Origin of the sequence: Agaribacterium haliotis (genome assembly GCF_002312815.1) — a bacterium.
Lineage (GTDB): Bacteria > Pseudomonadota > Gammaproteobacteria > Pseudomonadales > Cellvibrionaceae > Agaribacterium > Agaribacterium haliotis.
The window spans coordinates 37,617-50,237 of record NZ_NKQJ01000011.1 but is presented as its reverse complement, the minus strand read 5'-3'; the positions used below and the strand labels follow the sequence as shown (position 1 = coordinate 50,237).

The following is a 12,621-nucleotide window of genomic DNA, read 5'->3' as shown; positions in this document are numbered from 1 at the left end:
AACAAACCATGCGCGTACCTCGCATCTATACCGAACAGGAACTTAGCTCCGGCACTGAACTAGAGCTTGAGCAAGCGCCCTCACATCACCTGCTCAAAGTTTTACGTATGGATGTCGGGCGTTCGCTTATCTTGTTTAACGGCCGCGGCGGCGAGTTTGATGCAAGCATTATTGCCAGTTCAAAAAAAGCGGCCACTCTAGCCGTAGGTGAGTTTCGCCAGAACAATAATGAAAGCCCGTTAAAAAGCGTACTTGCCATTGGCTTAAGTCGCGGCGAGCGTTTTGATTTAGTTTTACAAAAAGCCACCGAACTTGGCGTCAGCATTATTCAACCTCTGTTTACTGAACGCTGCGAGGTTAAACTCCGGGGTGAACGCCTGCAGAAGAAAGCGGCGAGCTGGCAAAAAATCATTATCGCTGCCTGCGAGCAGAGCCAGCGCAATATACTTGCTGAACTAAAGCCGGCTATCTCACTTGCGGAATTTTACAAACAACAGCTGGACTGTGAATTAAAACTCGTTTTACACCACCGCAATAGCCAGCGCTTTTCCGATTTGCCGACTGCAAGTTCCGCCTGCTTTTTAATTGGCCCCGAAGGCGGCTTGAGTGAGGCTGAAATTCACGCGGCCCACAGTGCCGGTTTTCAAAATCTTGCCCTTGGGCCGCGAGTACTTCGCACCGAAACTGCTCCGCTCACTGCACTGGCTCTGGCTCAGCAGTACTGGGGCGATTTTTAATTTAAACGTTTTACTCCGGCGTGTTGCAAACACCATACTGCAGCCACAGCTCGGCAAAAGCGAGTAAATACTTACCTTCGTTTGGAACAAGACAAAAACCGGGTTTACCTATATTCACTGTGTTTTGTTAACAGGGGCCTTGCTAAGGCTTGTGTGTTTAATCTAATTTGTTCTGAGAAAAACGCGCGGTGTTCGCCCCGGCCGCTGTTGAACTAGCTAAACTTACTAGGGCCTGTTAACAGGCCCTAAAACAGCCTGCGGAACTGCTTATGTTAAAAACCTTACTAAGCACCAATTTGTTCTTATCGCTCTTATTTTTAACTGCTTGCGATTTTAAAGAAGAAAACGATACAAGCCATCAGGGCGCGAGCCGCGAAGAACTGTCCAACCTAAAACCCTGGCTCGTAACCAGCCCTTGGGCCCACCAGCTTAAAGAGTGTGCCTCGGCGCAGAACGAAAAAGAAGCCTGTACCCTAGGCACCATGCCATTAATCGGTATGGCAAGCAGCCAGCCGGGCATTGCCGAAATTAGTCAGCGCTTACTTGTCAGCCACGACTGGATGGGCGAGCGTTTTGAAGAGCTACTGCTCAACAGCCCAATAGAACTACTCACGATGTTTCGCGGCGTCACCATGGTTGTGATCGACGACGATATTCGCCCGGCCTACTACGACCCTCAAACCGGCGCTATTTATTTAGACCCTAATTATCTGTGGCAAAACGTCTCCGAGGCGCAAACTATCAACCCCAAACAAGATTTTCGCGCCGACTTCGACAACGAACTGGCTTTTCGCAACTTATTTCGCTACGTAAAAAATCAAGAGCTGGCCTATCGCTATAGCGGCCCCGAATCCACTACACCGCGCGAGTTTGAAGACGTGCGCTACTTGGCCAGTGCCCTGCTTCTGCACGAACTCGCTCACGCCAATGACTACTTTCCCGTGGCGAGCCACAGCGGCCTTAAAGCTTCCGATAAACCCTGGCAAGCCGCGCGCAGCCAACTCGACAGCTGGACAAGCAGCCGCTTACTGGCCCTAAACCCGCTGGATTCGGGCCTGATGTTTGAAGCGGCACTGACGATGTACCACGGTGAAAAAGCCAGCTCTTCACTCAAAAGCCAGCAAGCCACAGATATAGGCGCGGCTTTTGCGCCAGACGGCGCCAGCGCCAACTACAACTACAGCACCCCTTACGAAGATGTCGCCATGCTGTTTGAAGAAATTATGATGCTGCGACTGTTTGCAATTGACCGCGATATGGCCTTTACCAGCGCGCCCACACCGGGCAGCAACAGCTGTGCAGACTACGTCATCGGCTGGGGCGCGCGCAACCGAGTCGCCACCGCTCAAGTGCTCGCGCGGGCCGAGTTTGTATTAAACAGCATGCTGCCCGAAAGTGATTTCAGTGAATTTATCAACAATCTCGGCAGTACTAAAGCTATACCAGAAGGTATCAATTGGTGTGACAGCCAGCGCTTTGAAAGCAGCCAGAGCACGGCCGGGCAAAAAACACAGGCGCCGGGTGAAAAGTTTGACGCCGGCGCTCTGTATTGGCGCTGAGTTAAGGCTGAGGCGCTTTGCGCAGAGTTTATGTAAACTGCGCCTTACAGGGGCAGTATCACTTAATGCCGCTTAAGCATAGCGGCAAAGCTTGCTGTCAAACCACGTCGCTAACCTGCGGCCCTAAATTACTGAGCAACACCCGCTATGAAATGCCGAGAAGGCTGCGCTGCATGCTGCATCGCGCCGTCAATCAAACAGGGCTATGCCAACGCTCCTTCCGGCAAAAAAGCAGGTGAGTACTGCATCAATCTCGATAGACAAACACTGCGCTGTCGCATTTGGGGCCAAGCTGACTACCCGCCGTGGTGTAAGGCCTTTATTCCAGAAGAAGCTTTTTGCGGCAGTAATCGCGACGAGGCGATGAGCATAATTCGCTTGCTTGAAGACAGTTCGGCAGAGTAGATTCTGACTCAGTATTACAACAATAAACCGACTAAATGGCTTTGCCTATGAGCAGCGATGTTTTCTACACGGCCGGTTATCGCATAGAAAAACATAGCCGCTGTCTTAGCCGCAACGGCGAGCAAATAGCGGTCAGGCCGCGAAGCTTTGCACTACTGCTTTGTTTGATCCGGGCACGCGGGGAAATTTGCTCCAAACAGAGCCTGCTCGATGAGGTCTGGCAAGATGTTATTGTCGACGAGCAAGTACTGTTTCAATCCATCAAAGAACTGCGACAACTGCTCGGCGACGCCAGGCTGATTCACACGCACCCCCGGCTCGGCTATAGCTGGACGGCAAAAGTCTCAACACAAACTAAGTGGCCCTGGCTCGGCGCTGCAGCGGCGTTAGCGGCCTTTGCCGTATTTTTAAGCTGGTCTGTTGTTAAGCCAACAGAAACCATCGATATTAAAGACGGCAGTGTTTTAATACTCCCGGTAAAAAACACAGTCGCCAGCAACGAACTGGCGTGGACCCGTTACGGGGCCATGGATCAACTAACGAATATGTTGCGTGGCAGCGACAATACATTTGTGCGCCAGACAGAAGTTGTTATTGAGCTCAGCCGTTTAATTCAACTGCCGCCAGACTATCAGCGAGAGCAGCTATTACCACTTTTTCAAAAAACGGGAGCCAAAGCTTTAGTTGAACTTTCTCTCGGTGGCAGTATTCACGAATATCAACTGATCTACAGCATACACACAGAGCAGCAACAACAACGCGCGGTTATTGAAGCGGCCACAATAGTTGAGGCACTGCAAAAAACAGCAAAAGCGCTAGCACAAAAACTTGATTTGAAGGCCTCTGACTCGGCCGATGCTTTAGTGTCGGATTTTAGCAATCAATTATTTGCCGACGGCCTCGACGCAATGGACAGGCAGGACTACCACTCAGCACAACAACACTTTCAGGCACTTGTCAGCATCGAGACAAAAAATTTCAGCGCCCGGCGCAAGCTCGCCGAAAGCCTGTATTACCAGAAGCACTACGATCAAGCGCTGCAGCACCTGGGCGCGGCCATCAACGCGGCCAAAAAGGAGCAGAGCCCTGCCCTGGCGGGCCTATACTATTGGCGCGCTTTTATTGCGTTTATAAAAAATGAGCAAGAACCGGTACAGCAGTGGATTGATGCTGCACTCACGCAGGCCAAACAAAACAATAATCGCTTGTTTCAAGCGCTGAGCTCAGAACTTCAGGGCCAGTTTTATTCACGCGATAAGCACTACGCCGCCGCACAAAACGCCTACAGACACGCGCTGAGTTTCTACGGCAATGTACACTGCCCCATCGGTCGCAGCCGTACTTATTTACATCGCAGCCGCAACTACCTGGATTCAGGTGACAAACTCGCAGCGCAGCAACAGCTGCATCAGGCCAAACAGTTGATGAGCACGTATGAGCTAAGTGCCATGCAAAATTATTACAGCCACCTGCACAAACGCCTTCAGCAACTTTAAAGCTCACAATGCTTAGCTGTCATAATCTAAAGCTGTAATTTTAAGTAAAGGTACAGCTTTCAAAATTTTTTAGAGTATTTCACTAGAGCCCCTTGCCTATTTTTTATTTGCTGACGCCCAGTCGGCCAGTGTTTGCGCTGACAACTTGAGATCTAAAGCCCAGTAAAAACCATTAACGGAAAAGGGAAATCTATGCTTAATTCAAATCGCTTAATTGTTGCCACAAGCTTGAGCCTTTTGCTCAGCGCCTGCGCGGGTGATGACAATACGGCCAGCCAAACAAATGCCTCACCTGAGGCTTCGCCCTCAGTATCTGCTTCTGCCAAACCATCGCCTTCGCCCCAGCCTTCAAGTCAGCCCTCAACTCAAGCCTCCAGCGTACCTAGCCCGGAAGCCTCGAGTTCTGCTCAGCCGAGCCCGGCCGCCTTTCGCTTAAGCTCCAGCGACTACAAAGATGGCGCTGTTATCCCACGCAGCCACGCCTGCACAGCCAGAGGCGGCAGCAACAGTTCACCAGAATTCAGCTGGCAAAATCCACCTCCGCAGACGGCGAGTTTTGCGCTGATTATGGACGATGAAGTCAGCCCCTGCGGCGCGGGTGTAAATGCCTGTAAGCACTGGGCAGTATTTAATATTCCCGCCGAAATTAGCAGCCTGCCTCTGGATTTTAATCCGGCAAGCATGCACGGCGTGGTTGAAGGTCGAGCTTATAACGGAGCTATTGGCTATGCAGGCCCCTGCCCGCCCTTTGCCCATATTTATAAAAGCACCATTTATGCGCTCGATAAGGATATGCCGCTAATCAACGCTACACCGAACTTTAGCCGCCGCGAGTTTGAGCAAAGCTACGAGAGTTATATTCTTGGCCAGAGTACCATCTCTGCTAGCTTTACCCCCTAATTGCGCCCGCTTGGCGAGCACCCCAGCTCTGCCGCGCGATCACACCGGTGCGGCAAGGGGCTGCTCAACATGAGCTTTAAAGGCCTTGAGCAGGTCATTAAAGCTCTTGTTCAGCCCCAGCAACAACAATGGGTAAAGCAAATAAGCGTGCGCTTTAAACTTCGGTCTGACATCGATGTACAGAGTCAGCTTAGCCCCCTCAGTTTCACGTAAATAGAAGCGGGCGCTACTGCCACGAATTGGCAAAAGCGCAGGCGCATCTTGTAATTGCACATCAAAAGCCAGCACCTTGTGCTGTTCATCCCACTCGGTGATTTTCTCTATTGCTTTGGCACCGCCGGCATTTTTACCTAACTCACATACGCGGCCAGCACAGGCCGCCCCCTTAAGCGCTGGCTGAGTATCGAGCGCATAGGAGCGCTGCACAGGTGCAAACCATTGATCAATGGCTGCACAATCGTGAGCCAGTGCCTGCCAGGCGCTATTGATATCGCAGTTAAGTTGTATCTGTTTTTGAATACGCATAATTAAGGTGTCCTTGCTCGGCTGTCGTTGGCCTTTGCTCTAGTGTTTACGGTGGAAGTGAATTGACTTAAACAAAGTGTAAACGGACAATTAACGCACCGAAACAGCAAATAAAAGACCACAGCGGTGCAAAAATCGACCATAGATTGGCACGATATCCAATTTTTCTTATTAGTCGCGCGCTCGGGCAGCGCCCGCGCCGCCGCCTCTGAGCTTCAAACCAGTCACAGCACGGTCAGCCGGCGCATAGACCAATTGGAAAAAGCTCTCGGCGTACGTCTATTTGATCGCGGCGTTGGCGGCTACCAACTCAGCGACGATGGCAAAAGCTTGCTCAACTACGCGCAAAAGGCCGAAGCAAATTTGCTTGATGCCGAAGCCGAACTGACCGGTAAAGATCAGACTCTGGCCGGCGTTATTCACCTGACCTGCCCCGATGTTATTGCCACCTATTTGTTGCTGCCGGAACTAGCCGAGTTCTGCGACAGCTACCCCGAGATAGAACTCAACTTGCACATAGGCACCAATGTACTCGATATTGAAAAACACGAGGCAGAGCTGGCGCTGCGTTTTGTCAGTATAAAAAGTGAATTACCGGAAAATGTTATTGGCCGCAAACTCTGCGCCGCAGCCAGCTGTTTTTATGCGCGACCAGACTATATAAAAAATAAATTAAATCGCGGCCAGGGCCGCTGGCTCGGCTGGGGACAGATGCAAAAATCGCCGCGCTGGGTCGGTTTCAGCCCCCACCCTGAATTAGAAGCCTGGCACGGCCTGGCTGATGGCCGCCTACAACTCGAAGCTGCACGCGCCGGTATGGGCATGGCTCATCTGCCCTGTTTTTTAGGCGACAATACACAAGAGTTACAGCGCCTGCCCGGGGCAGATACAAAACACTTAAATCACATATGGATGATCAGCAACAGCAAACAGCGAGATGTCGCCCGGCTTAAAGTTTTTAAACAATTTTTGCTGGGCTTATTTGAGAAAAAACGAGAATTGATTGAGGGGCAGTTAACTTAAGATAAAACGCCCGCACTAGAAATGCTAATTGATAAGCACTAGGGCCTGTTAACACTAATTATAAACCGAAAATTAAGCGCTAAGCTGCGGCGTTTCAAAACCTGTTAAACAGGCAATACTGAAACACCGCTGCAGTAGCAAGCTATACAAATACTGCGTTTTATTTCTTGTTTTTCATCGCTTCGGCAAAAAGCGCAGCCATCGTTCCCTGAGCTTGACCGCCACCCTGGCCGCCGCGCTGATTGCGCTGGGCTCGCTGGCCACCGCCGCGGCGTTCGCCACCCGCTCTATTATTGGCATTTTGATTAGCGCGGCCTTCGCCGGGTTTGTCGTCGAGGCGCATGCTAAGGCCAATGCGTTTGCGCGGCACGTCAACTTCCATTACTTTGACTTTAACAATGTCACCGGCTTTGACAACTTCGCGCGCATCTTTGACGAAGTTATTGCTAAGTGCAGATATATGTACAAGACCGTCCTGGTGCACGCCGACATCAACAAAAGCACCAAAGTTTGTCACGTTGGTAACGGTGCCCTCGAGTACCATGCCCGCAACTAAGTCTTTGATTTCCTCAACGCCGTCCTGGAACTGAGCCGTTTTAAACTCCGGGCGCGGGTCGCGGCCGGGCTTATCGAGCTCACTGATAATATCCGTTACCGTTGGAATACCAAATTTTTCATCGGCAAAATCGGCCGCCTTAAGTTTGCGTAAAAAGGCGCTGTCACCAATTAATTCATTAACGGCTTTACTATTGGCATCGGCAATTTTTTGCACAACGGCGTAAGTTTCCGGGTGTACCGCAGAGGCATCAAGCGGGTCTTCGCCACCGTTAATACGTAAAAAGCCAGCTGCCTGCTCAAAAGCTTTAGGGCCAAGACGGCTGACTTTTAATAATTCTTTACGGCTTTTAAAGGCGCCGTTGTCGTCGCGGTGGGCGACAATATTATTGGCTATGGTCTGATTTAAACCCGATACACGCGCAAGCAGCGGCGCCGACGCAGTATTTACTTCAACCCCAACACCGTTTACACAATCTTCAACAACCGCATCGAGGCTTTTTGCCAGGCGCGTTTGGCTGACATCGTGCTGATACTGGCCAACACCTATACTCTTAGGCTCAATTTTTACCAGCTCAGCCAGTGGATCTTGCAGGCGCCGGGCAATAGAAATCGCACCGCGAATAGTTACATCCAAATCTGGAAATTCTTTGGCGGCAAATTCGGAAGCGGAATACACAGAAGCGCCAGCCTCGTTAACCATTACTTTTTGAGTATTTGTCAGCTTGTAACTTTTTAACATGTCGCCGACAAACTTATCGGTCTCGCGGCTCGCTGTGCCATTGCCGATAGCAATTAGCGCAACGTTGTATTTTTGAATCAAATTCACCAATACAGCTTCGGATTCACGAATTTTATTTTGCGGTGGGTTTGGAAAAATCGCACAGTGATCAAGCACGCGGCCGGTGCTGTCGACCACGGCGACTTTCACACCAGTGCGAAGGCCCGGATCGAGGCCAATAGTCGCTTTTTGCCCCGCCGGCGCTGCCAGTAATAAATCTTTTAAATTGTGAGCAAAAACATCGATGGCGTCGGCTTCCGCTTTGTCGCGCAAGTCGCCGAGCAAATCAGTTTCGAGGTGGGTTGCCAATTTTACTCGCCAAGTCCAGCGCAGAACTTCTTTTAACCACTTGTCTGCAGCGCGGCCCTGATCTTCGATATTCCAGTGCTCGCCGACTAAAGTTTCGGCCGGGTGGGCCTGGCCGGGCTCTAGATCTTCTTCGAGCGTAAACAGAATATTTAACACACCTTCATTGCGGCCGCGAAACATGGCCAGAGCTCGGTGGCTGGGCACCTTGCTGAGCGGTTCGCGGTGATCAAAATAATCGCGGTATTTGGCACCTTCCTGTTCTTTGCCTTCAACCATGCTTGAGTGCAACCAGGCTTCCTGGCGCAAAAAACCGCGCAGGCGCTCAAGCAGGGTCGCGTCTTCACTGAAGCGCTCCATTAAAATTTGTTTGGCACCGTCGAGCGCATCTTTTATTGTCGCGACACCTTTGTCTGCGTCAATAAATGCTTCGGCCTGTACTTCCGGCTCTAAGTTAGGGTCGCCAAACAGTGTATCGGCGAGCGGCTCAAGCCCGGCCTCACGTGCAATCTGTGCTTTGGTGCGGCGCTTGGGTTTGTATGGCAGGTACAGATCTTCAAGAGCCGTCTTAGTCTCTGCAGCCTTAATCGCTTTCTCGAGCTCCGGTGTCAGCTTCTCTTGCTCTGCAATGCTTTTCAGCACCGTATCGCGGCGCTCATTGAGCTCGCGCAGGTAGCCGAGGCGCTCATCGAGGCTGCGCAACTGGCTGTCATCCAAACCGCCGGTGACCTCCTTTCGATAACGGGAGATAAAAGGCACCGTCGCGCCTTCATCTAACAAGCCGATGGCGGCTGCTACTTGCTTTTCCTGAACCCCGAGTTCCTTGGCGATAATGGAGCTGATTTGCGTCATCTCTTAACCTGTATCTAACTACAAAACGAATAACTGTGAGTAGCGCGTAGTAAGCGGCGCTTGCTCTAAAACTTAAGGCGCGGATTATGCGCTTTTTCCGGCTTGCTTACACTCTTGATCTTTACCGCACTTTGCAGCATGAGCGCAAAATCACGCCAACTTGTCTGCCCAACGCTGGACTCGCTTTACCACAGCCGCCGCGCAGCTTAACCTGAACCCCCTTGCTACAGCCCGGACCAGCGACAAACTATGAGCAAAAGCTACGGAACACTCGATGCCAGTTACCGCGCCGCCGGCGAACTTGCCGGTATCAGCAAGCTCGTCGACGCTTTTTACGACTATATGCAAGAGCTGCCAGAGGCTCGCGGCATACGTGCGATGCACCCGGAAGACCTAACAGAATCGAGAACAAAACTGACGTATTTTTTAAGCGGCTGGCTCGGCGGGCCGAGGCTGTATAAAGAACACTACGGCAGCATCGCCATTCCCCGAGCACACAGCCATTTAGCCATCGGCGCTGCCGAGCGCGACGCCTGGATGCTGTGTATGGAACACGCGCTTGACGAGCAAGACTACGACAAAGACTTTAAGCGTTATATGCTTGAGCAACTCTACGTGCCCGCTGAACGCTGCCGCCAGGCCTGCGCTGTCTCCCGTCGCGACAACTGATCAAATTCGGGCTCAGTGGCAATAATGCGACAACTCAGCCTCGCTGGCGCTATACTGCGCATCCCCCAAAAACCAGCGAGTAAGCACCATGCTGCCCAGTCTCTATCTCAAAGCCCGCGCCGATAAACGCCTGCGTCAGGGTCACTTGTGGATTTATTCAAACGAAGTAGACAGCAAGCGCAGCCCCTTAAATAGCTTTGAAATCGGTTCCCTGGTTGTTGTTGTCAGCGACAAAGGCAAAAGCCTCGGCATCGCCACCTTAAACCCAAAGGTTTTGATGTGCGGCCGGCTAATCACACGCAACGTTAAAGCAAACATCAACCGCAAATTTTTTATCAAAAAAATTCAGCAGGCACTGAGCTTACGCGAGCTGTATTTCGACAAACCCTTCTACCGTTTAATGTACGGGGATAGCGATTTTCTTCCCGGAGTGGTCTGTGACCGCTTTGGCTCAGATTTAGTTGTCCAGCTAACCACCGCCGGTATGGAGAACTTTAAGCAGGAAATCCTCGAAGCTTTTGACGACGCCATCGAACCTAGCGGCATGATTTTGCAAAACGACCACAGTGCAAGAGCGCTCGAGGAACTGCCAAACTACAGTGAGCGTTTTGGCGAACTGGGCGAGCAGTTTTTGCTCGAAGAAAATGGTGTTCAATTTGCCGTGCCGGTAGAGGGCGGGCAAAAAACGGGTTGGTTTTACGATCACCGCGCCAACCGAGCCCAGCTGCAAAAGTTCAGCAACAATAAAACCGTGCTTGATGTATTTTCTTATGTTGGCGGCTGGGGTGTGCAGGCCGCCGCCGCGGGCGCTACTCAGGTAAGTTTTATCGATGCATCTGAAAAAGCGCTCGGCTGGGTTGAGCGCGCCTATGAATTAAATAAACTTGGCCACAAGCCCGAACTTTTGCACGGCAAAGCCGTTGATCAGTTAAAAGCATTAATTGAAGCGGGCAGAAAATTCGATATTGTTGTATTGGATCCGCCGGCTTTTATCAAACGCAAAAAAGATCTCAAGAACGGTTCGGCCGCTTATCGCCATATTAACGAACTGGCGATGCGCCTGGTTGAAGCCGGGGGTATTTTAATAAGCGCTTCGTGTTCGATGCATCTAGCCGACGACAGTCTTGCCGACATCGTTCGCGCCTCGGCCGCACACTTGGACAGAGACGCCCAGCAGATTTTTAAAGGCTCTCAGGCACCGGATCACCCAGTACACCCAAGCATTGTAGAAACACAGTATTTAAAAGCGCTGTTTTATCGTTTATCTCGCCGCTAAATTTTCTGCTGCGTGTTCTTCAAAGCTTTTTAGCGCGGCGATTAAAGCCGCTCTAAAAAGAATTGCACTAACATCGCTTCAAATTCCGCAGCATCAGCGCCCTCTTTCTGCGCCAGCTTGCGCGCCAAACTTCTTAAGCTGGTTTCACCGTCAATACGCTGGTACAAATCAGCTAAAAACGCAGCTTTAGCTTGTTCAGCCACCGCCTGCTGACTGGCTGGGATAGGCTTACCAGTATCGATCAACCATACGGGTATCGAACTTAAATCTTTATCGGCTTCGACATGCTGGCGTTTAACCGCTTCCCACGACCACACGGTTTCCATGCGATAACCGGCATTATAAGGAGACTTGAGATAAGGCATTTCAACTTGTTTTAACTCTTCGATTTCAAAACCCGCTGCAGCCGCCAGCTCGACCACCTCATCACTTGAATAACACAGAGATTCACGATTTTGGTTAAAAACCAAAGAACCCAAATTAATCCAGCGGCCACCGATGGGCACATACTGATTCAGCTGTGTTAAAAAGCGAGAAAACTCGTGCGGTTGAATGTCAATTAACCACGGGGTCAGCACCGTATCAAAGGCGTGTTTAACAAAGCTCGGTTTGGCTGCGTCGGCAAAACACAGATAAAAATCGTCCGGTACTTTATCAAAACCAGACATTTGATGTTTTATCGCGACGTAGTCGACGATTTTAGGGTGCAGGGGAAATTCGGTAAAAAAGAAGCTCTCCCCCCTTAACATTTTCTGCACTGCAAACATAAACAGCGGATTTATGTCAGTGGCAACGGTAAGCTCAGTATCAAAGTGTTGGTGCACATCAAGTGCCAAACGACAGGCACCGGCGCCGAGCACACACAGCTTTCCAAGCTGCGCTGGCGCAACTTTTTTGATTAACTCTAAACTCTGTTGGTTTTCTTCATCTCCCCACTGCCAATCGCGGTAAATATTGGCTTCATAACTAAGCAGGTTTTGGCTCGCAGGTGCGCGGTCGCGCAGGGCATTGTAAATTTCAACAGAGGCAACCTTTGCTTGATTGAGCGGTTGCATAAGTTTGGTGATTTCAAGCAGGAAATCTTTTTTAGCCAGCAGCAAACACTCAATTCTATCGTGTACCGCACCCTGACTCTGATTTCTATCGAGCTCAAGCTGAGTAATTTCCTGCAGTAAAACCTGCTGGAAGTGATTGAGCTTGGCGCCCCAATCGAGCAAGGAGTTGCGAGGGTGAGCCAATAACCAGGGCAAACCATCGACCAGGGGGTAGCTGTGTTTGCCGTCTTCACTGACAAGCTGATCATCTTGTTGCTGAAGGTTTTGACCACTTAGCGGGCAGCAAAGCAAGCGGCTAAAGGCGCTGGAAAGACTCATGACGGTATCCCAAGAAATATGCTCTCAGTCTAGCTGAAAAGCTCGGGCCTTGTCCCAACTGCAGGGTCTGAGAACAGCACGGATAAAACTCTTATACTGAAAAATAAACGGGGCCGGATACTGACAACTGCAACCGGCCCCGCAAATTGATTTATCGCTCACAC

At 50.8% G+C, this 12,621-nt stretch carries 11 protein-coding genes; 8 read left to right on the top strand and 3 right to left on the bottom strand.

Annotated elements, in window-relative coordinates; translation table 11 throughout:
• Positions 1-8 precede the first annotated feature (8 nt).
• The 5 genes from CFK45_RS13340 to CFK45_RS18805 all read left to right on the top strand — a co-directional run bounded on the left by CFK45_RS13340 (position 9) and on the right by CFK45_RS18805 (position 5,097).
• Complete coding sequence (locus CFK45_RS13340) at positions 9-737, top strand: 16S rRNA (uracil(1498)-N(3))-methyltransferase (RefSeq protein WP_096086945.1); 729 nt, start codon at positions 9-11, stop codon at positions 735-737.
• Between the two features lie 269 nt (positions 738-1,006).
• A complete protein-coding gene (locus CFK45_RS13335; RefSeq protein ID WP_096086944.1) occupies positions 1,007-2,296 on the top strand; it encodes a hypothetical protein in 1,290 nt (429 codons plus the stop codon).
• A gap of 147 nt (positions 2,297-2,443) precedes the next feature.
• The gene (locus CFK45_RS13330) at positions 2,444-2,701 is read left to right on the top strand and encodes a hypothetical protein (RefSeq protein WP_096086943.1); all 258 of its coding nucleotides are present in this window, start codon (positions 2,444-2,446) and stop codon (positions 2,699-2,701) included.
• Positions 2,702-2,748: 47 nt separating this feature from the next.
• The gene (locus tag CFK45_RS13325; RefSeq protein WP_158224705.1) at positions 2,749-4,197 is read left to right on the top strand and encodes a winged helix-turn-helix domain-containing protein; all 1,449 of its coding nucleotides are present in this window, start codon (positions 2,749-2,751) and stop codon (positions 4,195-4,197) included.
• Between the two features lie 192 nt (positions 4,198-4,389).
• Positions 4,390-5,097: a YbhB/YbcL family Raf kinase inhibitor-like protein gene (locus CFK45_RS18805; RefSeq protein ID WP_096086941.1), complete on the top strand. Its 708-nt coding sequence runs from the start codon at positions 4,390-4,392 to the stop codon at positions 5,095-5,097.
• Positions 5,098-5,136: 39 nt separating this feature from the next.
• On the opposite strand, the gene CFK45_RS13315 is transcribed toward CFK45_RS18805, so the two are convergent.
• Positions 5,137-5,622, bottom strand: coding sequence for an SRPBCC family protein (locus CFK45_RS13315; RefSeq protein WP_096086940.1), 486 nt, complete (start codon positions 5,620-5,622; stop codon positions 5,137-5,139).
• A 126-nt stretch (positions 5,623-5,748) separates the two neighbouring features.
• On the opposite strand from CFK45_RS13315, the gene CFK45_RS13310 reads away from it, so the two are divergent.
• Positions 5,749-6,645 carry a LysR family transcriptional regulator gene (locus CFK45_RS13310; RefSeq protein WP_096086939.1) on the top strand — a complete coding sequence of 299 codons (897 nt, stop codon included), beginning with the start codon at positions 5,749-5,751 and terminating at the stop codon, positions 6,643-6,645.
• A 160-nt stretch (positions 6,646-6,805) separates the two neighbouring features.
• On the opposite strand, the gene CFK45_RS13305 is transcribed toward CFK45_RS13310, so the two are convergent.
• Positions 6,806-9,139: a Tex family protein gene (locus CFK45_RS13305; protein WP_096086938.1), complete on the bottom strand. Its 2,334-nt coding sequence runs from the start codon at positions 9,137-9,139 to the stop codon at positions 6,806-6,808.
• A 249-nt stretch (positions 9,140-9,388) separates the two neighbouring features.
• Here CFK45_RS13305 and CFK45_RS13300 point away from each other — a divergent pair, with 249 nt between their 5' ends.
• Together CFK45_RS13300 and CFK45_RS13295 are read left to right on the top strand one after the other, a co-directional pair.
• Complete coding sequence (locus tag CFK45_RS13300) at positions 9,389-9,808, top strand: group II truncated hemoglobin (protein WP_096086937.1); 420 nt, start codon at positions 9,389-9,391, stop codon at positions 9,806-9,808.
• An 88-nt stretch (positions 9,809-9,896) separates the two neighbouring features.
• Positions 9,897-11,084 (top strand): class I SAM-dependent rRNA methyltransferase, encoded by a 1,188-nt coding sequence (locus tag CFK45_RS13295; RefSeq protein ID WP_192870764.1) that lies wholly within the window; start codon positions 9,897-9,899, stop codon positions 11,082-11,084.
• A gap of 41 nt (positions 11,085-11,125) precedes the next feature.
• Here CFK45_RS13295 and CFK45_RS13290 read toward each other — a convergent pair whose 3' ends face one another.
• Positions 11,126-12,457: a hypothetical protein gene (locus CFK45_RS13290; protein ID WP_096086936.1), complete on the bottom strand. Its 1,332-nt coding sequence runs from the start codon at positions 12,455-12,457 to the stop codon at positions 11,126-11,128.
• Positions 12,458-12,621: the final 164 nt, after the last annotated feature.